A 24,415-nucleotide genomic window follows, 5' to 3' on the forward strand; every position below is an offset into this window, starting at 1 on the left:
ACTTTCAAAGGATTGAAGCGAGATCCGATGTTAACGGCAATTGCCTGCTATCTGCTCCTCGTCGCCGTCACGAGCGGAGCGGCCTTTGTGGCGTACTGGCTCGATAAGCGACTGGCCCAGAGCGGCGGCCGTCGTATCTCGGAGAAGAACCTGCTGTTGTTCGCCGTCGTCGGCGGCTGGCCGGGGGCTTTGGCCGCCCAGCAAGTTTTCCGTCACAAGACGCAGAAGACCAGCTTTCAAATCAAGTTTTGGTTCGTCGTCGCGCTCCACTTTGGGTTAGTGGGGTTTGTCGCTTATACGATCTTGACGCAGTGATTCTTCGGAGGCAGTCCGCCTGATAACGGTGCAACTTCCCGCATAGTCGACGCGGTAAAAATTGTGCCGTAACATTTCTCGCGCGGTTTCGCTTTGACGGGTAACGAGGTCTTCTTCGAATTACCCGATAGGAGCGTTTCCATGCTTAAGTTGTCAAAACGTTGGATGTTTGTCGTCGCCATTGGACAGGGCGTACTCTTCTCCATGGCCCTGACCGGTTTGGTGAGATTCGGCTACTGGTTGAGCGACACGCCCATGTCGCAGGTCGCGGCCGACCGGTTGTTCGTGACAAGTAGCTTGCTAACGGGCGCGTTGGCCGCCACGTTGTACGGGATCATGCTTAGACGCGCAGACGCCAAGTCGTCGGGCTGAGGCGTGCAGGGCACATCTCTCCTAGGCGCTCGCGAAAGGGTATGATGGAGGCCGCTGGTTGCGACTCCCGAACCCGATCGAGGTGCACATGGACGGTGATTTCCTCCCTAGCCTGACCGACGAAATTCGCTTCGTCCGCGTCCTTTGGACCGATAACGCCAACGTTATCCGCGCCAAGGCGATCCACCGGCGCGCCTTGGCCAACTACACCAAACATGGCGTGGGGATCACTGCCGCGTCGCAGGCCATGCCGGCAATGTACGACGCCGTCATTCCCGAAAGCGGTCTGGGGCCAATTGGCGAGATCCGGCTTGTCCCTGACTTCGCCACGTTAACGCCGTTGCCGTACGCTCCCGGCCATGCCCGGGTGATGGGGGACCTTGTGCTTGACGGGGAGCCATGGACGCTTTGCCCGCGCGGCTTCCTGAGGAGGATTGCCGCCGACGCTGCGCTTGACGGTTTTGAGGTGATGGCCGGCTTTGAGAACGAGTTCTTCCTCCTGCGGCCGACGCCTGATGGCGGCGTCGCTCCGGCCGATGACACGGTGTTCGCCGCCACGCTGTCGATGGACTTGGCTCGGCCGGTGATTGATGACATTGTCGAGGCGCTGCTGGCCCAGAACGTCCCGGTGGAGTTGTATTACCCCGAGTCAGGGCCGGGTCAGCACGAGCTTTCGGCGACCTACACGACGCTGACTCAGGCGGCCGATTGGCAAGTCGTCTTCCGCGAGACGGTACACGCGTGCGCCGCGCGGCATGGCCTCAAGGCAAGCTTTCTGCCGAAAGTCTACGCCGACAAGGCAGGCTGCGGCTGCCACCTTCACCTCAGCCTGTGGAAGGATGGCAAGAACATCTTCCCCGACCCGGCCGGACCTGGCGGGTTGTCGGAAACGGCTCGCTCTTTTTTGGCCGGCGTGCTGGAGCACCTGCCGGCGCTTGCGGCGGTGGTCGCGCCGAGCCCGAATTCGTACCGTCGGCTCCAGCCGCATTTCTGGAGCGGGGCGTATCGCTGCTGGGGTTTAGACAACCGCGAGGCCGCCGCTCGCGTGCCGAGTTGTCCCACCGGCAACGGCTCGACTCACTTTGAATTGAAAACCGTGGATGCGACTTCCAACCCGTATCTGGCGGCCGGTTGCGTCGTCGCCGCGGGGCTCGACGGAATTCGGCGGAAGTTGACGCTGTCGCCGCCGGTGCAAGTCGATCCCGGCTCACTGACCGATGCGGAACTGGCCGAACGCAACATCGACGCGTTGCCGGCGAACCTCGGCGAAGCGATCAAAAGGCTGGCTGTCGACAAGGTGGTGACCGACGCGCTCGGGCCGGGCCTCGCGAAGTCGTTCCTGGCGGTGCGGCAGGCGGAGTGGGATGCGATGAAAGACTACCAACTTGATGACGAAGTCCGCCTGCTATTGGAGCGGTACTGATGGACCTGATGGCGATCCCGGTTCTTGACCAGCACGCCCATAACCTCATCATGCCGGAGGCGGCGAGCCGAACGCCGTTCCGCGCCGCCTTTACTGAAGGCTACGACCCCGACATCATCGCCCACCACGCGCAGCACTCGCTCTTCTACCGCCGCAGCCTTCGCGAGATCGCCCAGCTGCTCGGCTGCGAACCGAACGAACAAGCAGTTCTAGCGCGACGGGACGAACTGGGGCTGGAGCAGTTGACCGCTCTCTGCTTCAACGCTGCGAACATGGAAGGGGTCCTAATCGACGACGGGCTCATGCCCGATCAGATCCTGCCGCTCGATTGGCACCGACCGTTCGTCCCGGTTCATCGTCTGCTTCGGTTGGAAACGATGGCCGAAGAGATTGTTGGGGAGGCGGAGTCGTTCGATGACTTTCTTGCCAGGTTCCGGGCAGGCATCGATCCACCGCCGGCGGAGATGGTGGGCCTGAAGAGCATCATCGCCTACCGTAGCGGCCTCGACGTTCGCCCGACTTCGCTGGAGGATGCAAGGGCGAAGTTTGACGTCTGGAAGAGTAGCGGCCAAGGTCGGCGGCCGCGGCTGGTGGATAAGACGCTGCTCGACTTTTTGCTGATGCAAGCGCTGGAACTCGCCGCGCGTCATGAGCTGCCGGTGCAGTTTCACACAGGCTTTGGCGATCCGGATCTCGACCTGCGCCTAGCTAACCCGCTGCATCTGCGTCCGATACTGGAGGACCGCCGATATCGAGGTGCGCCGATCGTGCTCCTACATGCGTCCTACCCCTACATGCGCGATGCGGGCTTCCTCGCTTCGGTCTATCCGCAGGTCTATCTTGACGTCGGCCTGGCGGTCCCGATGTTGAGCGTGTCGGGGATGGGCCGCGCTATGCGAGAACTGCTGGAGTTGGCCCCGATCAGCAAGTTGATGTACTCCTCCGACGCCCACCTGATTCCGGAACTATACTATCTCGCCGCGAAGTGGGGGCGGGTCGTGCTCGGGACAGTCCTCGAAGAGGCGGTAAGGGATTCCGATCTGACGGCGGCGGAAGCGGATGAAGTAGCGGAGGCGGTCCTGCGGGGCAACGCACGGGCGTTGTACCGCCTGAGCGTTTCGTGATGTCGCGTCCTGAGCAATACGCTCACTCTTCCGCAATCTTGCGATCTCTTTGTCGTTTGTGGACCGAGATCACATGGGCCATTTGCGTTGGAGAATCGAGTTCCAGCTTTTGAGCGATCTTCGAACGGTGGACGTCGACGGTTCTCGGGCTGATCGCGAGAGCGGCGGCGATTTGCTTGGTCACAAGGCCGTCGGCGATACAGCCAAAGACTTCCAGTTCTCGCGGCGAAAGTGTGGCGAGCCCCTCTGAAATTCGCGCTTCCTCCAGCGTCTCGCGATGATGGCGTTTCGCGCGTCGGGAGGCGTCATGAACGGAAGTCAACAGTTGCTCCCGGCCAAAGGGCTTCTCCAGAAAATCGACCACGCCCTGTTTCATCGCTTCAACGGCGGATTTGACGTCGCCATGACCGCTGATCATAACGACGGCGCTGCTGGAGACTCGTTGATTGAGTTCCTGGCAGAGGGAGAGGCCAGTCATGCCCGGCAACAACAGGTCGACTACCACGCAGCAAGGAGATTTGGAATCGACGCGATCGAGAAACGTTTTGGCGTCGGCGAAGACCTGAACGGAATAGCCGACCGACGTAAGCGTCCATTCAATGGACTTACGCGTGTCGTCATTGTCTTCGACGACGTAGACAGCTCCTAGCGATAAGTCCTCGTCAATCATTTTGAACGTTCTCTGCCAAGGGTAAGCGGACTAGGAAGGTCGTTCCGTGCTCAGCGTCGGAAGTGCAATCGATTTTGCCGCCATGGTCTCGCAAAATCGATTGGCTAATCTTAAGCCCCATGCCAAGATTCGAAGGTTTCGTCGTGAAGAAGGGATCGAACAATCGGGACCTCGTTTCCGGAGTCATGCCGGGCCCGTTATCCTTGACCGATATTTCCACCTGTCGTTCTTCAATCGACCTTGCGCAAATCTCAATGCGAGCCAGGCGATTCTGGCCTGCTTGAGCTTCAATCGCGTTTCGGATCAGGTTCACGACGACTTGCTGCAGTTGAATCGGGTTCGCCATCACCAATTGCGCCTCATCGCCGAGGTTCAGGCTATAGCTAACGCCAGTACATCGACATTCATGCCCCATGAACTGGAGAACTTCATGAATTACGTCGCGTACGTCGATGGTGATGCGAGTTTGCTCTTCCCGCATCGCAAACTCGCGCAGGCCGCGAATAACTTGCCCGCAGCGGGTCGCCAGGCCTGCGATATTTGCGAGCATGTCCGCTATTGCAGAATCATTCAGCGTCCCTTTCGAGATGCCGTCAGCGCCCCCTTCCGCGTAGAGTCGGATAGCGGAAAGGGGTTGATTTAATTCGTGAGCGATGCCTGCGGCCATTTCGCCCATCGTCGCAATCCGCGACGCATGGACGAGTTGACTGCGGAGCTCCTCCATCTGCGATTCCGCCATTTTCACGCTCGTGATGTCCGCATGGACGATAACGACCCGCTCCTGTCCCGGATATTGCGTACCTCGACTGAGAAACCATTGCTGGCCGCTAGCCGACTGACAGCAGTGCTCCACCGTAAATTCTGAGCGGCGGCCGCGAAGGATGTCATCGATTCCTTGAGCCAACTGGGATGCGGATTTGATGCCGATGGCGCCTGCACGACGGCAAAGTTCGAGATAGTTCGTACCTTTGGGCGCCGTATGCCAGTAAGTGCAACAGGAGGCGGCGAACTCCGTCCACGCTCGATTGACGTGCGAAATGATTCCCATTTCGTCGAGCACGGCGATTTCGGCGGAGAGGGCGTCCAAAGTCGAACGCGTGAAGTTCTCGCTTTCTCGGAGCAGCACTTCCGCTTGTTTTCGCTGGGAGATGTCGACCGCATAGGCGACGACGTTTACGATTTTCCCTTCGCTATCCAGGAGCGGCTCAAAGGAAATGTCATGGGTTCGCAGCTCATTCAAACAACAGCGGATGTCGATCTCGAAGCGAAGCGATTGCCCGTCTTGGGCCTGCAATACCGCCGATCTTATCTGTTGGCTTGTGGTTCGACAGTGGGAGAACCATTCCGTATCCCAAAGCGCCTTACCCAGGACGTCATGCCGATTCACAACGTCCGACTTGAACGGCGTAGCGTTGATCTCAATCAACCCGCCGTTGAGATCCAAGAGGCCGACGAACCCGTAGTGAGAATCGATGATCGACCGCATTCGGGCGTTGGCGACTTGGAGCGCTCTTTGCGTTTCAACCTGGGCGGTGACGTCCTGAACGGTCCCCATACAGCGAATGGGTTCCCCGTTGCAATCGATAAACGTCTTGCAGCGTTCGTTTACCCATTTGACTTTGCCCGCTGACGTACGGATGCGGTGGGTGACCTCGTAAGACCTGGACTTGCCCAACGAGTCGAGGAAACTGTCGTTCACCAGGGCGCGATCATCCGGCACGACGAGGCTCAGAAAATACTCGTAATCGCCGCCAAATTCTTCGCGAGCCACTTCAAAAATATCGAAGACTTGATCCGACCATGTCAAAACGTTCCCCAGCAGATCAAGTTCCCAATTGCCAATCTTGGCGATCTCGTGCGATTCCTCCAGGCGCCGTTTGCTTTCGCACAGTTCCTGTTGAAGTTGAAAAACGTCGGACGTGGTTGGGGTCATATACAATGCGACGCTTGCGGATTCGTTCCGCCGAGCCTGAAGCCTGCGAGCGATGGCCTCAACAAAGAACGTCGTGCCCTGACTGTGCCGCGCTTCGAGCGTCTCCGCCGAGTTTCCGGTCGTCATCGCTTCCTGAAGCAAGCCGTTGATCGCTTCGCCTTCCCGCCAAAGCTCACGGACTTCGCGTCCGATTAACCCGTTGGCGTCCTCGAAGCCCCACACGCTTGCCAACGCATGATTGAGGTATTTGATGGCGCCAAGTTCATTACAAATCAGGGTCGGATAAGGAGAACAATCAAGGGCGAGCGAATCGCTTTCCTGCTGCAGCTGCTTGGAAGTCCTGATTCCACCAGGAAGCGTTTCCCGTGACATACGCAATTGGGTGTTGTTCGAGAAAGTCCGTTCCAACGAACCTCCCCGGGAAGTGCGAGAAGAAGAGTAAGCGGCGGGGACCGTGTTTTTGTTGCGAAGTGTGATTATAGACAGCCTTTAAGTCGGCGATACTCCGTAGTTTCTTTATGCGGATATTTCGTCAGACGTGTTGCCATTTTTGTGCACGTACGCGACCGATATTTGCGCAAACGGAGATCGCGTCTCATTTCGGTTCTCCAAAATCGCTTAGCAACAAAAGTAATTTCGGGTGTCGGTTCGGCGGCCAGTCCAGTCAGCTATCACGCCGGCGGAAATGTCAACAAGAATGTCGCCCCCTCTCCTGGTTCACTCTCGACTTCGATCGTGCCGTTCAAATCCCGCACGATTCCATGGACGACCGCTAGTCCTAGTCCCGTTCCTTCGCCGACTTCCTTCGTCGTAAAGAATGGGTCGAAAATCTTACTTTTCAATTCCTTCGTGATGCCGCACCCAGAGTCTTTGACGGCGATCGATACCGACAAGAAAGAGGGGGCGTCGCCGCTTGGGGCGTCATGTGGCGATGTCGCCAGTCGCGCGCTAGTCATGATTTCGATTCGCCCAGCGTCTTGAATGGCGTCCTGGGCGTTCAAACAGAGGTTGAAGAGAACTTGCCGCAGTTGGCCGACGTCGGCCAGGATGGGCGGAATGGAGGAGTCGCAGTTCACGATGATTTCGATGTTGGCATCGACCAGGGGACGCAGCATCGCGACGACGTCGCGGGCGACTTGGTTTAAGTCGACGAGCGACTTTTCCAATTTCTGTCGACGACCAAAGGTCAGCAATTGCCCGGTCAAGCGAACGGCGTCTTCGGTTGCGGTGACGACTTTCGCCATGTCGTCCAAGCGAGGGTCATCTGGAGTAAAGCTCGCCATCACGCAGTCCGAATAGCCCAGAATCACTTGAAGTAGATTATTGAACTCGTGGGCGATGCCGCCGGTGAGCGTACCAATCGCTTCTAGCTTTTGCGACTGGCGCAATTGCTCTTCCTTTTCCGTGAATTCAGCGGCGCGCAGATCACGTTCCAGGACGATGCCTGCGAGATGCGCCGCGGCGGACACCACTTCCTCTTCGAACTCTCCCGGCGCCCTTTTTTTGTGACGGCAAACCAAAATGGCGCCCAGAGGCGATCCGTGCGGATTCCGAATCGGCTCTAGCCAACCATCCAGGAATGGTTTCGTGCTATCCGCAAAGGCGAAACGCTCAATGACCTCGATCGCTTCCTCCCCGAGTCGTGTGCGCTGGTTCGCCTTGATCGCGGACGCAAGGGGCCGCGAATGGTCGACGTCCCACCAGCCGAGAGTTTTGGATTCTCCACCGGGCGTCTCTGGGGACGACAGCAGGTTATGAATGCCGCCACCGGATTCGCTCCAGCCGACGATTGCGCAGCATGAATCAGGCGAGGAAGCCTTGATGCACTGTTCCAGTTCAGAGAGCACGATTTCGACCGACTCGCCGGACGCGATCAACTCAAGCATGCGATTGCTATCGGCCTGAATTCGATGCAGCATTCGAATCTCGCTGACGTCGCGCACCGCGGAGGTGACGAACATGCCGTTGGATCCCTCGAACATGCGCAAGCGAATCTCAACGGGAATCTCTTTCCCATCGCTTCGCAGACCCAGCACTTCCCGAAACTGCCCCATCGGTCGTAGCAGCGGGTTTTGCATATAGGCTTGCCGAAGGGCAACGTGCCCTTCGCGATACCGAGCAGGCAAAAGCATTTCGACGCTTTGCCCGATCAATTGGTCCTGAGCGTATTGAAAGATCTCGCACAGTTGGTCGTTGACCAAGGAGATGCGACCAGCGGAATCGGAAATGACGATCGCGTCGGGGACGGAAAGCAACAGCTCGGAAAACTGGCTATCGGACGCGGAAATGACCGGCGGTTGCGCGAAACCGGCTGCCGGCGTGAATTGCGTCTGGGGATCCGCCGTCGTCATCATTTGCTCCGTTGATTAGCTTTGACGCGAAACGCTGAAAAAGTCCTTTACCACCATCGGCGGCAAGTCCTCTAAACATTGCAACTTCTCGGCGGGCAACCGCAGAATAAAGGAACTACCTACTTCCTCCAGGTGTAATATCAATTGACCGAGTGCGAATTGCGAAGCATCTATTCCTAGTTTCGTATTCCAGCCGATCGTCCCCCAAGGCGGGAGTGAATAGAAAGCATGTCGATCTGCCCCCCCATTCATGAAGCGCGTCGTGCGAAAATCTTGGTGGTCGATGACCACGAACCTGTTCGCGGTTTGATCGTTCGCTGGCTTCATCAAGATGGGCATGAGGTCTTGCAAGCGGGAAGCGTGGAGGAGGCGGAGCGAATCCTCCATACCCAAGCGGTCGACGTCGTCACCTCGGACATAAAGATGCCAGGCTGTTCGGGAGGGGACTGGGCGCCAAAGGTATCACAGAGGTTCCCAGAAATGGGCATCTTGATGATTTCCGCTTGCGAAGATACCCGTCTTGCGATTCGTACTCTCACGCAAGGGGCATGGGGGTATCTGATCAAGCCGATTGCGAAGGAGGAATTGACCTTCCAAATTGGGCGCATGATCGAGCGTCGAAACTTCTTGATCGCGGCGAAGGAAATGACGCAGCGGCTCAAGGAGACGGTACGCTGGCAAACGCAAATGCTGCGCGAGTCGCATCAAGAGACCATTGAGCGACTCATTTCCGCCTCGATGGTGCGAGACGATGAAACCGGCGAACACATTCGGCGGATTGGAATACTGAGTGCGATTGTCGCCGAGACCATGGGGTGGTCCGCGAGCGAGGTCGATTCGCTACGTCTTGCGGCGCCGATGCATGACATCGGCAAGGTGGGAATTCCCGATTCCATCTTGCGCAAGCCTGGCCCGCTTTCCCACGAGGAATACGAGGTCATGAAAACGCATACCACAATCGGAGCGAAGATTCTCGCACATTCAAATCTTCCCATGATCCAAATGGCGGAGACGATCGCACTTTGCCACCATGAGCGCTGGGACGGATCCGGCTATCCAAACGGGCTTAGCGATGTAGAGATCCCATTGGCGGCCCGAATCGTCGCGGTTGTCGACGTATATGACGCCTTGACGCATGATCGCGTCTATCGATCAGCGCTTCCTGTCGACGTCGCCATCCTTGAAATTCAGCGCGGAGCGGCCTCTCACTTTGATCCAACCATCGTAGAAGCGTTTCGAGAATGTTGGCCGCGCTTTGAAAGCGAGGTAGAAAAGTTCGTTACCCCCGAGGTAGGCGAGCCGGCGCTGTCGTCGCCCGTTCCAATGTCCCCATGAGCCAAGCGGTTTCGCCACTGGCGCTGAATTCTCACAAAGAAATGAAGTTAACTGCGGATTGGAACGCATGCTAAGGCATACAGTCACCAGCATTTCGGGAACGGGAGTCGTACTTGGGGATCTGAAATGCATCTTCCGAGCCAATCAACTCAAAGTTCAAGCGATACGTTCTTGCGATATCGGCAATGAGCGATGGTGGGGTTCGTGGCAAAGAATTGTCGTGCTTGACTCTCGAGAGTCTTCCAGTCGCGCGCTCGACGTGTTGCCAGCTCTTAAGGCGATCAATGGCAGCCTACCAATTATCGTCGTCGCAAGTGAGGCGGAACGGGCCTTTACGTTGCTTTCGATCGCACGCCTGGATGGAGCGGAAGGGATCTGGTTTTCGGAATCTGGAACGGCGGCGCACTTATTGCAACTCTTGGAAGAGGCGGATCGAAAACTCACGCGTTGGGAAACGCATCTGGAACAAGCGCAACGCAAAAACTAAGCGTGCGATCTAGTAATCCGCTTAGCCCCAAGGCTGGCGGTAGTCTTGTTGTTGCAGCAGTTCGTTGGCCGCTCGATCGTTAACGACCGTCTCGGTTTTTGCATCCCATTGCAGCGCCCGTCCGAGGGCCTGCGAAACGTAGGCCAGATGTCCTGGCGTGATGGAGCGGTGTCCTGTTTCGGCCGGGCAAATGCACGCTCGGCGAGTACGAACTCCGTTCAGGAAGTTCTGCATGTGGTTGTCCGAGGCGTAAACCTTTTCTGAGCCTGGGTCGAACTTGGCGTCGGTCCACGCCGGCTGGGAAGCCTCAATTTTTCCACGGGTAACGAATACCCAGCCTTTGTCGCCGACTAGACGCGTTCCGACTTTGTTTCGGCTCGAGATGGAACTCTTCGCTCCGCCTTCGTATTCGCACTTAAGCTCGTATTGGAACGGCGTGTTGTAGATATCGGTTTCTGGGAACGTCCAGCCGACCGCTTCGACTTTCACGGGGCCTGATTGATCTAAATCGAGCGCCCAGTGCGTGATGTCGTTGTGATGGCCGATCCAGTCCATCAGCACGCCGCCGCCGAAAGCGCGATGACCTCGCCACCAGCGATGGTGCCGGGCCTGCATGTAGGGCAGCATCGGTGCAGGACCGCACCAGAAATCGTAGTCGAGATGTTCCGGCGGTTTGACGACCGTCGGATCGCCTTGCGGCTTGTCATACCCCGGCGGCAAGCCAACTTCGATCGAGCGGATCTCCCCCAAGTGCCCGTTGTGAACCAATTCCACTGCGCGACGAAATCGCCAATCGCTCCGCTGTTGGCTGCCGGTCTGGAAGATCGCCTTTTGTTTGGCGACTTCGCGGTAAACGGTTTGCCCTTCGCGAAAAGTGTGCGTGACTGGCTTCTCGCAGTAGACGTCCTTGCCGCCCCGCAGCGCCTCCAGGGTACATAACGCATGCCAATGATCGGGCGTCGCGACGACGACCGCATCGATATCATCCCGTGCGCAGATGTCGCGGTAATCGCGCGTCATCGAAACGCCGGTCTTGGAACCATACTTCTGATCGATATATTCTCGACCGGCTTGTAGCCCGAACTGCCTTCCGTTTCCCCAAGGCTGATCACGGTAGTGCAACGTGTCGACGTCGCAAACGGCGACAATCTGAGCGTCGGGGGAGTGCAGTAGATCATCAACCAGATTGAATCCCCGCGATCCCAGCCCCACCACGCCAACCGTGATCCGTTCGCTGGGAGCGGCCTTCGCGGAAGAAGTAAGGATCGATGGCGCTGCCGCCGCGGCGGCTCCTACGGCGAGAAACTTGCGACGGGTTAGTCCGGTGAACGACTGGGGCATGAGGCGTTCCTTGAGTTGGCGACGGAGATAGGAATTGGAAAAGCGGGAGAGGGAAGGGGCGACTTGCAGCGCAAGCGGGACGTCTAGACTTCCTGAATGCGGATGTTCTTCCAGCGGCAGACGAGTCCTTTGGGCCATTGCTTGCCGCCATGAACTTGCAGTCCGATCGAGCCGCTTCGCCCCAGGATGCTGAAGACTTTCTGTTTGTCGTAGCCTGGCAACGTCGACGTCTCGCCGTTGAAGTGACAAATCTTGACGCCGTTGATCCAGGTCGTAATCTGCGGAAACTTGCCGACGCAACGAATGCGGGCCGTATTCCATTGATTCACGCGCCACGTCTTCAGCCACGTTTCGGGTGAGCAGCTGTATTCGTAAACCCCTTCAGGCCACTTCAAGGCGCGGGGATCAGTGTGCGTGGAGTAACTTACGAGCGATCGATCCTTCGCGAGGTTGCCGGTGAACTGAAACGGCATGATCGCGAAGGAGCCTGGCATTTCGCCTCGCAAGTGCCCGACATTCCCATTGTCGTGGTGGTCGACGTACATCTGAAATCCGGAGGCCTGCTCGTTGCACCGAAAGAAGACGCCGCTGTCGATTCCCCAATCAGGACGCATATCAATCGACAATTCGAAGTCGGCGAACTTTTGATCGGATAACAGCAAGCCTCCCTTACCGGAGCCAGGCGGATCTTGCTGACCAATCAGCACGCCGTTTTCGACGCTCCACCCTCCGCCAGGGCCATGTAGCGATTTCTCGGAATTCACATGCCATCCGGCAAGACTTTGTCCGTCGAATAGTTCGATCGTTTTCGCGGCGTTGGTGGGGGACGCCTCATCCGCCTTTCCGAGCGCAGTATAGGCGGCGCTGGCGGCCAGTCCGGCAAGACGACTGCGGCGAGACAGAGAACGCGTACCAAGTTCAGCGGAAGAAGACATCAATGCACCTACGCTTGGGACAACGGAAGGAGGTCAGTCGAAGGGAGGGGGCGGAGCGGTTGCCGGGACGATTGGCACGATCTGGCCAGCAAATGGTTGACTTTTTTTGAAATCGAAATAATATCTTAGGCAGTTCAATCGTCGCCCGCAAGGAAATTTAGATGCAGGCCGTTAAAACGAAACAGCGCGCGATCGCGGAAGCGGAATCCGAGTTGATTCGATTGGTGCGCCAGACCGAATCGGTCTCACGCGTCGAGCTTGCGCGGCAATTGAGCCTGGCTCCATCGACGGTTGGTTTGTACGTCGATCGCCTGGTTGGTGAAGGTTTTCTCCAAGAGGGACGCAAGGCGACCAGCAGTTCCGGGCGTCCGCCGACCATCCTGGAACTCAATCCCGAGGCTGGTCACTTCATTGGGGTCGACTTCGAGGCTTCGCAAATCGCCATCACCTCGGTCGATTTCTCTCAACAAGTCCTCCAACAAGAGGTCGTCCGAATTCTCGCCTCCGATTCGGCCGCCCGCGTGGTGGAGAAGATCGAAGCTGGGATCCGCTCGATTAACCACGGCAGTCGGCTGCTGGGTATTGGCGTCGGCGTCCCTGGCGTCGTCGACCACCAGCTTGGCGAGGCCGTTCACTATCAACATATTGCGGGCTGGCAGCATATCCCGCTGGTCGAGCATTTCACGCAACTATTCGACGTTCCCGTCTATATCGAAAACAACATCCGCGCGATGGCTCTGGCGGAGCAGTGGTTTGGTTCCGCTCGCGGCGTGAGCGATTTCGTTTGTCTCGGAATTCGCAGCGGTATCGGCGCAGGCGTCGTGATCGACGGTCGGCTGCATACCGGGCGGAATGGACTGGCCGGCGAAATCGGCAACTGGCCCTGCGAACGTCCCGAAAAAGGTGCGCGAGAACTGGTTCCGCTGGAGCGGATCGCGTCAGTGCGGGCGATTCTCGATCAACTGGCGAAACGCATCACGGGTGGCGCGAAGACCACTTTGACGCTCAAACGGAACCGAGTCGACCTGGAAGACATGGTCGCCGCGGCTGAGAACCACGAGCCGCTAACGCTGGAAGTTTTGGAATCGGCGGCCGGCGTCGTTGGACGCGTAATCGCGCAAATCAGCTTGCTATTGAATCCCGAAAAGGTGATCGTCGCGGGGCCGTTGGCGAAATTGACCGACGCGTTCCTCGAACCAATCCGCCAGGTCGTTTACCCCTTATCCAATACGAAGCATGCCAGGGCGCCGCAAATCGTCGCTTCCGAGTTTGGCATGCATGGCGGTGCGTTGGGCGCCGCTGCGCTGGCCGTACATCAGTGGAAACCATCGCGCTGACGACAACTGCTGTTCCTTCCCGACACGCTCATTGATCGAATCTCACAAGACAAACGGAACCTATTTTCAGGAACTCCTCTCATGACCGACAAAGGGTTGAACGTCTCGCCCATCAGTGTGCCTAAACAACAGTCGTACGGTGGAGAGGTTTTTCCGCTCGTTCTGCGTTGCGAGTCCGAATCGATGACGGTAGAGGACGCCGTCAACTGGGCCAAGGAGAATCATGTCGATCTGTTGCGACAGTGTCAGACGCATGGAGCGATCCTGTTTCGTGGGTTTCCGTTAAGCGAACCGGCGGAGTTTGATCGCTTTATCGCCGCGTTCGAGATCGAAAATTTTCCCTATGAGGTCTCCCTTTCCAACGCGGTTCGAACCAACTTTACCCCGCGTGTTTTCTCGGCCAACGAGGCTCCTTCGACGGTGACCATCTATTTGCACCACGAAATGGCCCAGACGCCGATCTTCCCCAGCAAGCTGTTCTTCTGCTGTTGGCAAGCGGCCGAAGCAGGAGGCGCCACGCCTCTTTGCCGTTCCGACGTGTTGTTTGACCAGATGCAAGAGCGGTTTCCTCAATTCGCCTATGACTGCGAAACGAAAGGATTGAAATACTCGAACGTCATGCCGGCCGCCAACGACGCTTCCTCCGGCATGGGACGTAGTTGGCAGAGCACATTCCGGGTCGAGACGCGGGAAGAAGCCCAAGCGCGGATGTCTGAGTACGGATACGCCTGGGAGTGGCTGGAAGACGGCAGCCTTCGCGCCACAACGCCGATCTTGCCGGCCGTCCGCGAAGTTTCGCCTGGACGCAAAGTTTTCTTTAACCAATTGATCGCCGCTTTCTGCGGTTGGAAGGACAGCCGCAATGATCCTTCCAAGTCGATCACTTTCGGCGACGGGAGCCCGCTTGATCGGGGCGTCGTCATGGAAGTGGCCAATATGGCGGAACAATTGACGTTCGACCTGCCATGGCAAAACGGCGACGTCGCGCTCGTGGATAACTTCCTGGTCATGCACGGCCGGCGAACGTTCCAAGGCCCGCGAAAAATCCTGGCTTCGCTGTTGGAGATGGGACAACACGCTCACGCGACGTAAATCGTAACCCTTCTAGTTTGACGACTCGCATTACGGCCACGCTGGTCGACACGAAAGACAGGATAACTCATGGCATCATCACCCGTACGTTTTGGCGTGATTGGATTCGGCGCTTGGGGCAAGTGCCACGCCGCGGCGATCAACAACACCGCAGGCGCCGAAGTCGTCGCCGTCGCAGCGAAGTCGGAAAAGACTTGCGCCGAAGGTCGCGAACTTTATCCGAAAGCTTCGGTCTACGGCGACTATCGCCAACTGCTGGACCAGGACGATATCGACGTGGTCACCGTGGTGATCCCGAGCTATCTCCACTTCGAGGTCGCCAAGGCGGTATTGGAATCGGGGAAGCATCTGCTGTTGGAAAAGCCGATGTGCCTGACGATCGCCGATTGCCAGGCTCTCAATCAACTGGCGCAGGAGAAGAATCTTCTGCTGGCGGTCGGGCACGAGTTGCGGCTTTCTTCCCTCTGGTCAAGAGTGAAGCAAGAGATCGACGCCGGCGCCATCGGTCAGCCGCAATATGCGTTGGTAGAGCTCTCTCGCAAACCGTATCGCCTGGGCGCTGACGGTTGGCGTTACGATATCGACCGCGTCGGAAACTGGATTCTGGAAGAGCCGATTCATTTCTTCGACTTGGCCCGTTGGTATTTGAGCTCGGCCGGCATGCCGACTTCGTTGTTCGCTACCGCCAACTCGCGTCAGGCGGGGCATCCCGAGCTGCAGGACAACTTCAGCGCGATCGTAAACTTTAAGGGGGGCGAATTTGCAGTCGTATCGCAGTCCCTTTCGATGTTTGAACATCACCAGACCGCGAAAGTCGCTGGGACGGAAGGATCGCTCTGGGCGAGTTGGAGCGGCGCCATGGATCGGACGCGACATCCCAGCTTCTTCCTTAAGGCCTCCAGCGGCGAAACCGTTCGAGAAATCCCGATCGAAAAGATCACCGGCGAGATCTTTGAACTCGAGGATCAGGTTGCGATGTTGCGGGACGCCATCCGCGATGGCAAGCCGCTGTCGACGACGGCGGAAGACGGGATGTGGTCGGTGGCGATGTGTCTGGCCGCGCAGAAATCGGTCGAATCAGGACAACCGATCGCCATGAGCGACATCCTCTAGTTCACCTTCTCCTTCCTTGTCTTCCTTCCTGCTAACTCGCTCGTCATTCCCCTTTTCTCCTCTCCCCCTTCGTAAGCGAAATGAAGCCATGGACTCTCCTTCTCCCGCGTCGCGACCATGGTATCACGAGGTAACGCGTTACCAATGGTTGGTCCTGATCATCGCTTCGGCTGGTTGGGTGTTTGATGTTTATGAAGGGCAGATCTTCAACATCACTCGCAATCAGATGCTCAGCGATATCGTCCCCAACGCAGAGGCGAACGTGAAATGGTATGGGGACTTCTTCCTGGCGATCTTCCTGTTCGGTGGAACCGTTGGAGGACTGCTGGCCGGCACGCTGGCTGATCGCTTCGGCCGGCGTCCGATCATGATCGCGACGATCCTGGCCTACTCCGTGTTTTCCGGTTTGACCTTTTTCGCTACGGAACTTTGGCACGTCGCCATTCTGCGATTCCTGGTCGCCGTCGGTGTTGGCGGAGAATGGGCGGTCGCCGCGAGTCTGGTGGCTGAGGTCTTTCCGCCAAAGGCGCGGGCCCAGGCCTCCGGCATCTTCCATTCGACCAGCATCCTGGGAACGTGGCTGGCGGCTCTCGCCGGCTTGGCGGTTGGAGTGAATTGGCAATACGCATACCTGGTCGGCATCTTGCCTGCCTTGTTGATCGTCTGGGTTCGTTCGGCGGTCCAAGAACCGGAACGTTGGCAAGAAAAGAAGGATGCGGCGAAGTCGTCCACGGGACCGGAAAAACTGGGAAGCTTTCGGCAATTGCTGTTGGCCAGTCCTTGGAGTTTTCGCGCATTCATGGGAATGGGCCTGGCTGCGGTTGGACTCGGAACGTTTTGGGCGGTGACCGTCTCTGGGCAAGATCTGATGCGCGAGTTGTTGCTACGGAATGACGTCTCTCCAGAGGGAGCGTCGCAACAAGCGAAGTTCGCGTACGGCATCGTTCAAGCGGCGGGGGGCGGCATTGGGCTGCTTTCGTTCGGTCCGCTCGCTGCGAGATTCGGGCGCAAGCCGGCCTTCATTTTCTTTCAGCTCGCGGCGCTAGCGATCGTGCCGATCGTCTGCTATCTGCCGCAGACCTATTGGCAGCTTTTGTTCCTCTTGCCGTTCTTTGGTTTCTTCACGCTGGGGATTCATGCCGGCTACGCAATTTATTTTCCGGAACTGTTTCCGACGCACCTGCGCGCTACCGGGACCAGCTTTTGCTTTAACGGGGGAAGAGTCGTCGCCGTCCCGGTTCTGCTCACCGCCGGTACGCTGAAATCGGAGATCGATTTGCGACTCGCGGTCAGTTTACTGGCGCTCCTTTTCCTGGTGGGAGTGGTCATCATGTTGTTTTTGCCGGAAACTAAAGGGCAAGAATTGCCTGAGTAGATTCGCGTCCTGGAAAGAATTGAATTTGATACTGTTGTTGATCCCCCTGGTTATCTTCCTCGCCGCGATCGTCCAGGGAACGATCGGCTTTGGCTATGCGATCGTTAGTCTTGCTCTCTTCTCTTACTTTCTTGACTTTCGCGAAGCCAACGTGATCATCGCCGTGAGCGTGTTGGCGCCTTTGGTTTCGGCCGTTTGGACCTACCGCGGCGAGCTCAAGATTCGGACGCTCGTCATCTGTCTGGTAGGGGCGATAGTCGGTCTGCCGGTCGGGCTCTATTTCTTCAGCGTCGTGAACGAGACGCTATTGATTCAAGCCACCGGCGCATTGATCTTTTTGCTCTCGGCCGAGGGGCTCTGGTCGATGCGTAAGGAAATCAAGATCGAAACGGAACGAGAAACTTTCTGGCTCTGGAGCTCGGTCGCCGGAGTCGCCAGCGGATTTCTGACCGGCGCCATCGGCATGGGAGGACCGCCGGTCGCCGCATTTGCAACGCGGCAACCCTGGTCGCCAAGGCAGATCAAAGTCTTTCTGTTGGCGTTCAGTTTTCTTACCGCCGTCCTGCGAGTCGGCGGTCTGGCGACAGCCGGTTGGCTCGACCTCTCCGTGCTGGGCTATTGCCTACTAGCTATTCCCTTTGCACTTATTGGGATCTACGTCGGGCTCAAGGTTTCGCACAACATTGATGCCCGTGCGTTTCGCGCCCTGACGATGGGGACGCTTCTGCTGTTGTCGTTGGGGATGATCTTCCGCTAGGCGAGGCTGGCCAGCATCGCTTTGGCCGCTTTCGTCAAATCGCGGCCGGTGTTGGGAGCGAAGTAGGGGCGATTGAGGATCTTCGGGCCGACGATCGCCGCGTAGTCGAGTTGCTTGTACGCGTTGGGATCGGTCACGTAGCCAACTTCATCGTCGGAGTACCCCACGACGAGCGTATGCTCAAACGGCGACTGCTTGCGAATTTCGATTCCGTAGTAGCTATAGAGTTCAGTCGGTTGGAACAGCATGCCGATCGGTCCGAGCGCAATCGCCGACATCGGCGCGGTAAGTCCCTTGGGTTCGGCCGGCCAGTCTTTGGCCGCGGCGTACCAATCGGCGGCGAACGGCGGGTCGACCCAAATCCCACTGCGGCAGGCGTCGGGATCGGTGCGATACGTTTCGACGTCTCGGGCGACCCGTTCATGATCAAACGGCATGATCACCTCGCCCCCGATCGCGTGAATTTCTCGCACCGGGACCGAGACCGCCGAGCTGAGCGCTGCTTTGATCGCGGCGTAAACGGCGTTGGCGGACTGATCGGGTGCGCCGATCCATCGTTTGCCGTCCCCGGGATTTACGTCGCCGGCATGTCCTTGCCAAAAGCCAGGCTCAACCCCTTCTGATTCCTTCACCATGTTCACGACCATGCCGACCCAGTCGGGACCGGACAAAGTGTCGGTGTAACAAACCGGGTGTGAGGAGAAGTGGTACCAGAGAATGTCGGGCTTTCCTCCGGTTCGCTGAAAACGCAGCGTTTGCAAGAGCGTATCGACCCAGCGCTCTTCGTCGGTCGCGTTCTGATCGAACTCGAGATCAGTTCGATGGTTGGGCGTCGTTCGATTGAAGTTCGCCCCTTTGGCTTGCGACTTACCTAGATAGAGCTCCGCCGGCGTCAGATCAGCGTGGGCCAATTTAATCGATTGCACGACGGCGTCGATGGTCTTGGCCAGGTAGTCTTCCGGGATTTTTCCCCATTGGCGAAGGTGGATGAATGACGGAGTCGAATGGGTGTGCGTCGCCGTGATGTGGACGTTCTGCGGCGGAATACCGAGCTCGCTGTGCACCCGCGCTTGCACCTTTTGCGTGAAGTCGGCGGAGACCGCCAAGACATCGAGCGAGACGAGCGCAACTTCCACGTCGCCGCAGCGCAGCGCGATCGCGCGGGAAGCAGTCGCCTGACGAACGTCGGTTGCGACCCGCGGATTGCCAGGCGGTCGGTGGAAGCCCCCCAGTTCGACGCCATTAGGAACGGTGGTGTCGACAACCCCTTGTCCTGCCTGGAGATTTGGCGAAGTGGGGGAGGCGAACAAGGGAACGGCGTTGGCCGCGAGTCCCAGCGCTGCGCTGCTGCGAAGCGAGGTTTTTAAGAACGAGCGGCGATCGATGGGAAGGTTCATGGGCGTGCCTGGTTGGGAAGGGGTGCCGGAAGGGAAGGCGGAATTTGTTTGCAACGCGCCGTCGCCATTTCTATATTTGCAGGCGAAGTTTTATCTTATCGCAATTCCGGCCAAAGTTCACCAACGCCGCCTCCAGCGTCTTCGCGACCTACGAAGAAGACGCTTCCCGCCTCAAAATTACTCCGCGAAAGAGAGTCCGCCATGTTGCGAATTCCAATGCTCGCTTCGTTGCTCTTATTCTTGACTTGTTGCCAGGCCAGCGCTGGCGACGCGAATCGACTGACTTACCTCGACGAGTTTTGCGATCCCTACTACGTCGGTCGCGATTTTCCGAAACTGACGACGCCGCAATGGATCGGCGATGAGAAGGTCGAAGGGGTCGTCGTCTTGGCGATTGACGACTTGCGCGATACGGCGAAGTACGAAGCGTATTTGCGACCGATCATCGAGCGTCTGAAAGAAGTCGAGGGTACCGCCGGCGTCAGCATCATGACGAACTCGGTCGATCCAAGCGATCCGCTCCTACAGAAATGGCTAGAGGAAGGAGTCTCGCTCGACGCCCATACGGCGACGCATCCTTGCCCCTGTCTTCAGGGAGGGGACTTTGAAGCGGGCAAGCGCTCGTACGAAGCCTGCGTCGACATGCTGTTTTCCATCCCGAACAACCGACCGGTCGCGTTTCGTTTTCCTTGCATGGACTCGAAAAACACTCCCAGTCCGCGGATGATCGCCGAGGTGTTGGCGAGCGCCACCGCGGCAGGCAATTTCCTGCAAATCGACTCTTCGGTCGTCATCGCGCATACGGCGGACGATCCGGCGCTCCCGCGTGAGTTGGTCACCGATGCCGACGGTCAGGGACGTTTTACCAAGTACATTCCCTTTCCCTCGTTTGTGAACAAGGTTGAAAACTACCCTTACCCGTACGTGATCGGCCGCAAGATCTGGGAGTTTCCGTGCACCATTCCGGACGATTGGCAAGGGTTCCATCTGCAGCAGCCTGGCAATCCAAAGACGGTGGAAGATTGGAAGGCGTCGATGGACGCCGCCGTTTTGAAGCAAGGTACGGCTTCGTTCGTCTTTCATCCGCATGGCTGGATTCGAGCCGAGCAAATGGTCGAGATCGTCAATCATGCCGTGGAGCGATATGGAGATCGGGTCGCCTTCCTGCAGTTCTCGCAGTGTCTGGATCGGATGAATCAGCATCTATTGGCGGGGCAGCCGATCCGAGATGTGAAAGGAGGGGACAATGGCGTGCGGTTGCTCGATTTGAACGATGACGGATATATGGACGTCGTGATCGGCAACGATCAGTTGCAGTTGACTCGGATTTGGCGACCGGCTGAACGAACCTGGTTGGAAGTCGGCTTTCCCGTAAAGCTCGTAACGACCGCCGAAGATGGCACGCCGCGCAAAGAGCGGGTTCGATTCGGCATTCAGAACGGCGAGGTCATCGCATTGGCGGCCGATGAGTCAATCCGCTCGGCATGGCGTTTCCACAAAGACGCATGGACCGAAGAACCGGAACTGCTGCGCGGCTTGGAATTAGACGGGAAGCCGGTGCAGATCGCTACGAGCGGGATTGATCAAGGCGTCCGATTTCGCGATCTCAACGAAGATGGGGATTGCGAGTTGATCGTTGGCTCGGAAAAGAAGCAGGCGATCTTTCAGTGGGATCGTCAACAGCGGACGTGGAAGCTGCTGCCGTTTGTGTTGCCCGATGATACGGAAATAACGTTTAGCGATGGATTGGACGCTGGACTCCGCTTTGTCGATGTGGATGAAGATGGATTCGATGACGTCGTTTTCTCGGACGAGATTCGTTTTTCGCTGAGCCTGTTCCAGTCGATGGAAAAGGGATGGTCGCGTCAGGTCTCGTCAGGAATGCGGAATGACGCCGGAGCGATTCCGATGATCTCGCGTCTGGGGAAAAACAACGGCGCCTGGTTTGCGGACAATTCGATTTGGATTCAGAACGAGGATACGGCGCGACTTCCCGACGGCGTTGACCGCATGTCGTTTGTCGAGATGCTTCGTCCCATCGACACGCAGCCGAAGTCGGCCGAGGCCTCGCGGAAGACGATCCGCGTGCAGCCGGGCTTTCGCGTCGATCAGGTCGCGGCCGAACCGCTGGTGATGGATCCGGTTTCGTTCGACTGGGGACCGGACGGAAAGTTCTGGGTGGTAGAAATGGCCGACTATCCGCTGGGCGTGGACGGCAAGCCGGGCGGTCGCGTCCGGTATTTACGCGACATCGACGGAGATGGAACCTACGACGAGTCGGTCCTCTTCTTGGAAGGGGTGAATTTTCCGAACGGAGTGATGGCCTGGGGGAAGGGAGTCATTGTCTCGGCGGCTCCAGAAATCTTCTACGCGGAAGATACCGACGGAGATGGCGCAGCGGACAAGCGCGAGACGCTGTACGTCGGGTTCAGGGAAGGAAATCAACAGCATCGCGTCAATGGCTTTTGGCGTGGTCTCGACAATTGGATCTACGTCGCCAATGGCGATAGCGGCGGAACGATCCGATCGGAGAAAACAGGAAAGACGGTCGATATTCGGGGACGTGATCTGCGGATTCGACCCGATACCGGCGAGATGGAGGCGGTTACCGGTCAAAGCCAATATGGCCGTTCACGGGACGACTGGGGAAATTGGTTCGGGTGCAACAACTCGCAGGCGGTTTTCCACTTTGTGACCAACGAACATTATTACCTGCGGAATCCGAGCGTCGCCGTCCAAAGGCCGATTCAGCATATCGCTTCGGTCAGCAATACGCCGATCTATCCTCGCAGTCGAATTCTGAGTCATTGGTCGGGTTATGTGCCGCCGGCTCCGGGAGAGCCAAGTCGCTTTACTTCCGCCAATGGGATCTGCATTTACCGAGACGAGTTGTTTGGCCCCACGTTCCACAACACCGCTCTGGTCAGCGAGCCGATTCATAACCTGATTCATCGGCATCAATTGATTCCGCAGGGAGTAACTTTCACCGGCAGCCGTGCGGCGGGAGAGGAACGGAGCGAATTCGTCGCCTCGTCCGACTCGTGGTTCCGGCCTGCCGCAATTCGTACCGGTCCAAACGGCGGAATCTGGTTTGCCGATATGTATCGTTTGATTCTGGAGCATCCAGAGTGGATCGACGATGAAGAGGAAAAGCGAATGGATCTGCGCACCGGTCATGACAAGGGACGCATCTATCGCATCTTGCCGATTGCCGAGGCGCCTTCCGCGGTTCCACGATTGGATCAGTTGACCAATCAGGAATTGGCCGAACAATTGGCAAGCGTTAGCGGATGGCGTCGAGATATGGCGCAGCGGCTGCTGATCGAACGGAGCGCCAGCGATGAAGTTCCAGCGCTGGCGAAGATGGCGCAAACGTCCGGCAGTCCGCAGGGACGGCTGCATGCGCTGTGCACCTTGGATGGTTTGAGCGCACTCGAAAGCGACGTCATCGCTACGGCCCTCTCCGATCCACATCCTGGGGTGCGACGCCACGCAATTCGTTTGGCCGAGTCGAAGCTTGACGCCGACCCATCGCTCCACGCGTCGTTTGCGGCGCTGATCAACGAACCTGATCCGCTGGCCGCGCTCCAATTGGCCTATTCGCTGGGCGAGTGGCGCGGTTCGGCCTCCGGGCGTTTGCTGGGGCAATTGGCGATGGCGCATCGCGATGAGCCGCAAATTGTCTCCGCAGCGCTGACTTCGCTGAATGCGGAAAACGTCTTGGCGGCCTACTCCGTGATTCTTGCGGCCAATGAAACCGCTGGTCCGTCGCTGGAGATCTTGTCGGAAGTGATGCGAGTTGGCGCGGGGCTGAAGCGGCCCGAAATTGCGGAAGCGATGGAGGTGGCTTTGTTGCAGGAAGGGGATTCGGCGGCGCCTGCGTGGAAGAGGACAGCTCTCGCACAGCTCCTTGGAGCGCTAAGAAAGAATGGAACAGCCTGGCAAGACTCGCTCAGCGCGGATAGTCGCGCCAAATTGTCGGCGTTGCTGGATGCGGCCCGCGATCGGTTAGAAGATTTGAAAGCGACCGACGAAGAAACGCAAGTCGATATCAACCTGGTCCTGCAAGCGGCCGGGAATTCCGCAGATGACATTCACTTGGTTGCCACGCTGCTGGAGCCGCAAAATCGATCGAGCTTGCAGATTGCGGCGATCCAGGAGTTGGCGAAGGTCGAGTCGAACCTGGCTGCAGAAGAGTTGATCGCCGGCTGGTCAGGTTACACGCCGGCGGTTCGCCAGGAAGCGTTGGAGGCGATCTTGTCTCGCACCGCTTGGTGCACGAAGTTACTGGCCGAAATTCAGGCAGGGCGAATTCAGGCCTTCGATCTCGGCTCGGCTGCGCGGCAGCGTTTGACGGAACATCCTAACAAGGATGTCGCCGCTCTCGCCAAGGCTCAGCTGACGCAAGGTGCAACCTCGTCACGAGCCGAGGTGATGCAGCGATACGAATCAGCCTGGTTGGAGAAGACCGGAGACCTCCAGAAGGGACGCGAACTATTTGCTAAACATTGCAGTGCATGTCATCGCTTGGAAGGGAAAGGTTTTAGCGTGGGGCCCGATCTGACCGGCCTGACGAACAAGTCCGCCGAATCGCTCGGCGCCGCGATTCTCGATCCAAATCGCGCCGTCGAGGACAAGTTCATCGAGTACGCGGCGCTGACCGACGATGGACGCACCTTCAGCGGAATGCTCGCCGCGGAAAGCGGCACGAGCGTCACGCTACGCGGCCAGGAAGGGAAGGAACAAACCGTTTTGCGTGCGGAGATTGAGCAACTCCGCAGTACCAGTCGTTCCCTGATGCCAGAAGGTTTCGAGCAGGTCATGGACCCGCAAGCGCTGGCCGATTTGATTCGTTACGTCGCAGAGACGCCGGCGAAGTAGTCAAACGGAAGTCTCTGAATTCGCCGAAAAGGAGTCGTTAGCTTGTCGACGGAAGCGGCGATCTGCTATTCTCCAGGTCTGGATGCGTGCGGGGGACGCTCGTCGCTTTGTCGATGAGTCGGGCTGTCAGCAACCCCGCGCAATCTCATCTTGGCAGGGCGAAAGGAACGCGAACGT

Annotated in this window: 17 protein-coding genes; 11 read left to right on the forward strand and 6 right to left on the reverse strand. The window is 57.9% G+C overall.

What is annotated here, in order from left to right:
- Window positions 1-27 precede the first annotated feature (27 nt).
- From LOC68_RS19160 to LOC68_RS19170, 3 genes are all read left to right on the forward strand, one after another.
- Window positions 28-315 carry a DUF1294 domain-containing protein gene (locus LOC68_RS19160; RefSeq protein ID WP_230221730.1) on the forward strand — a complete coding sequence of 96 codons (288 nt, stop codon included), beginning with the start codon at window positions 28-30 and terminating at the stop codon, window positions 313-315.
- Between the two features lie 460 nt (window positions 316-775).
- Entirely contained in the window at window positions 776-2,110 is a 1,335-nt protein-coding gene (locus tag LOC68_RS19165; protein WP_230221732.1) for a glutamine synthetase family protein, read from the forward strand.
- Window positions 2,110-3,234: an amidohydrolase family protein gene (locus LOC68_RS19170; protein ID WP_230221734.1), complete on the forward strand. Its 1,125-nt coding sequence runs from the start codon at window positions 2,110-2,112 to the stop codon at window positions 3,232-3,234. Before LOC68_RS19165 ends, LOC68_RS19170 begins: the two co-directional genes overlap by 1 nt.
- A 22-nt stretch (window positions 3,235-3,256) precedes the next feature.
- On the opposite strand, the gene LOC68_RS19175 is transcribed toward LOC68_RS19170, so the two are convergent.
- The 3 genes from LOC68_RS19175 to LOC68_RS19185 form a co-directional block, all read right to left on the reverse strand.
- Complete coding sequence (locus LOC68_RS19175) at window positions 3,257-3,904, reverse strand: response regulator transcription factor (protein ID WP_230221735.1); 648 nt, start codon at window positions 3,902-3,904, stop codon at window positions 3,257-3,259.
- Complete coding sequence (locus LOC68_RS19180; RefSeq protein WP_230221737.1) at window positions 3,897-6,245, reverse strand: ATP-binding protein; 2,349 nt, start codon at window positions 6,243-6,245, stop codon at window positions 3,897-3,899. Before LOC68_RS19180 ends, LOC68_RS19175 begins: the two co-directional genes overlap by 8 nt.
- A 263-nt stretch (window positions 6,246-6,508) precedes the next feature.
- Complete coding sequence (locus LOC68_RS19185; RefSeq protein ID WP_230221738.1) at window positions 6,509-8,191, reverse strand: PAS domain-containing sensor histidine kinase; 1,683 nt, start codon at window positions 8,189-8,191, stop codon at window positions 6,509-6,511.
- 225 nt (window positions 8,192-8,416) lie between these two features.
- Here LOC68_RS19185 and LOC68_RS19190 point away from each other — a divergent pair, with 225 nt between their 5' ends.
- Both LOC68_RS19190 and LOC68_RS19195 read left to right on the forward strand, forming a co-directional pair.
- Window positions 8,417-9,523, forward strand: a complete 1,107-nt coding sequence (locus LOC68_RS19190; protein ID WP_230221740.1) for an HD domain-containing phosphohydrolase — start codon at window positions 8,417-8,419, stop codon at window positions 9,521-9,523.
- Window positions 9,524-9,581: 58 nt separating this feature from the next.
- The gene (locus LOC68_RS19195; protein ID WP_230221742.1) at window positions 9,582-10,010 is read left to right on the forward strand and encodes a hypothetical protein; all 429 of its coding nucleotides are present in this window, start codon (window positions 9,582-9,584) and stop codon (window positions 10,008-10,010) included.
- Window positions 10,011-10,031: 21 nt separating this feature from the next.
- Here the strand turns inward: LOC68_RS19195 and LOC68_RS19200 are convergent, their stop codons facing one another.
- Together LOC68_RS19200 and LOC68_RS19205 are read right to left on the reverse strand one after the other, a co-directional pair.
- Entirely contained in the window at window positions 10,032-11,351 is a 1,320-nt protein-coding gene (locus LOC68_RS19200; protein WP_230221744.1) for a Gfo/Idh/MocA family protein, read from the reverse strand.
- A gap of 83 nt (window positions 11,352-11,434) precedes the next feature.
- On the reverse strand, window positions 11,435-12,286 hold the full coding sequence (locus LOC68_RS19205) for a 3-keto-disaccharide hydrolase (protein WP_230221746.1): 852 nt from the start codon (window positions 12,284-12,286) through the stop codon (window positions 11,435-11,437).
- A 161-nt stretch (window positions 12,287-12,447) separates the two neighbouring features.
- Here LOC68_RS19205 and LOC68_RS19210 point away from each other — a divergent pair, with 161 nt between their 5' ends.
- From LOC68_RS19210 to LOC68_RS19230, 5 genes are all read left to right on the forward strand, one after another.
- Window positions 12,448-13,623: an ROK family transcriptional regulator gene (locus LOC68_RS19210; protein WP_230221748.1), complete on the forward strand. Its 1,176-nt coding sequence runs from the start codon at window positions 12,448-12,450 to the stop codon at window positions 13,621-13,623.
- A gap of 81 nt (window positions 13,624-13,704) precedes the next feature.
- On the forward strand, window positions 13,705-14,715 hold the full coding sequence (locus LOC68_RS19215; RefSeq protein WP_255670803.1) for a TauD/TfdA family dioxygenase: 1,011 nt from the start codon (window positions 13,705-13,707) through the stop codon (window positions 14,713-14,715).
- 69 nt (window positions 14,716-14,784) lie between these two features.
- Window positions 14,785-15,828, forward strand: coding sequence for a Gfo/Idh/MocA family protein (locus tag LOC68_RS19220; protein ID WP_230221752.1), 1,044 nt, complete (start codon window positions 14,785-14,787; stop codon window positions 15,826-15,828).
- Window positions 15,829-15,916: 88 nt separating this feature from the next.
- On the forward strand, window positions 15,917-17,203 hold the full coding sequence (locus LOC68_RS19225) for an MFS transporter (protein WP_230221754.1): 1,287 nt from the start codon (window positions 15,917-15,919) through the stop codon (window positions 17,201-17,203).
- Between the two features lie 25 nt (window positions 17,204-17,228).
- Window positions 17,229-17,960, forward strand: a complete 732-nt coding sequence (locus LOC68_RS19230) for a sulfite exporter TauE/SafE family protein (protein ID WP_230221755.1) — start codon at window positions 17,229-17,231, stop codon at window positions 17,958-17,960.
- Here LOC68_RS19230 and LOC68_RS19235 read toward each other — a convergent pair.
- A complete protein-coding gene (locus LOC68_RS19235; protein ID WP_230221756.1) occupies window positions 17,957-19,357 on the reverse strand; it encodes a neutral/alkaline non-lysosomal ceramidase N-terminal domain-containing protein in 1,401 nt (466 codons plus the stop codon). The two genes, LOC68_RS19230 and LOC68_RS19235, sit on opposite strands and share 4 nt — an antisense overlap.
- A 201-nt stretch (window positions 19,358-19,558) precedes the next feature.
- Between LOC68_RS19235 and LOC68_RS19240 the strand changes: the two genes are divergently transcribed.
- Window positions 19,559-24,238: a PVC-type heme-binding CxxCH protein gene (locus LOC68_RS19240; RefSeq protein WP_230221757.1), complete on the forward strand. Its 4,680-nt coding sequence runs from the start codon at window positions 19,559-19,561 to the stop codon at window positions 24,236-24,238.
- Window positions 24,239-24,415 lie beyond the last annotated feature (177 nt).

Source organism: Blastopirellula sediminis (genome assembly GCF_020966755.1).
GTDB classification, from domain to species: domain Bacteria; phylum Planctomycetota; class Planctomycetia; order Pirellulales; family Pirellulaceae; genus Blastopirellula; species Blastopirellula sediminis.

What these genes read in the sequence shown, in the direction of transcription:
- LOC68_RS19160 (WP_230221730.1), top strand. Translation starts at nt 28, where the DNA reads ATGTTAACGGCAATTGCCTGCTATCTGCTCCTCGTCGCCGTCACGAGC.
- LOC68_RS19165 (WP_230221732.1), top strand. Translation starts at nt 776, where the DNA reads ATGGACGGTGATTTCCTCCCTAGCCTGACCGACGAAATTCGCTTCGTC.
- LOC68_RS19170 (WP_230221734.1), top strand. Translation starts at nt 2,110, where the DNA reads ATGGACCTGATGGCGATCCCGGTTCTTGACCAGCACGCCCATAACCTC.
- LOC68_RS19175 (WP_230221735.1), bottom strand. Translation starts at nt 3,904, where the DNA reads ATGATTGACGAGGACTTATCGCTAGGAGCTGTCTACGTCGTCGAAGAC.
- LOC68_RS19185 (WP_230221738.1), bottom strand. Translation starts at nt 8,191, where the DNA reads ATGATGACGACGGCGGATCCCCAGACGCAATTCACGCCGGCAGCCGGT.
- LOC68_RS19190 (WP_230221740.1), top strand. Translation starts at nt 8,417, where the DNA reads ATGTCGATCTGCCCCCCCATTCATGAAGCGCGTCGTGCGAAAATCTTG.
- LOC68_RS19200 (WP_230221744.1), bottom strand. Translation starts at nt 11,351, where the DNA reads ATGCCCCAGTCGTTCACCGGACTAACCCGTCGCAAGTTTCTCGCCGTA.
- LOC68_RS19205 (WP_230221746.1), bottom strand. Translation starts at nt 12,286, where the DNA reads ATGTCTTCTTCCGCTGAACTTGGTACGCGTTCTCTGTCTCGCCGCAGT.
- LOC68_RS19210 (WP_230221748.1), top strand. Translation starts at nt 12,448, where the DNA reads ATGCAGGCCGTTAAAACGAAACAGCGCGCGATCGCGGAAGCGGAATCC.
- LOC68_RS19215 (WP_255670803.1), top strand. Translation starts at nt 13,705, where the DNA reads ATGACCGACAAAGGGTTGAACGTCTCGCCCATCAGTGTGCCTAAACAA.
- LOC68_RS19220 (WP_230221752.1), top strand. Translation starts at nt 14,785, where the DNA reads ATGGCATCATCACCCGTACGTTTTGGCGTGATTGGATTCGGCGCTTGG.
- LOC68_RS19225 (WP_230221754.1), top strand. Translation starts at nt 15,917, where the DNA reads ATGGACTCTCCTTCTCCCGCGTCGCGACCATGGTATCACGAGGTAACG.
- LOC68_RS19235 (WP_230221756.1), bottom strand. Translation starts at nt 19,357, where the DNA reads ATGAACCTTCCCATCGATCGCCGCTCGTTCTTAAAAACCTCGCTTCGC.
- LOC68_RS19240 (WP_230221757.1), top strand. Translation starts at nt 19,559, where the DNA reads ATGTTGCGAATTCCAATGCTCGCTTCGTTGCTCTTATTCTTGACTTGT.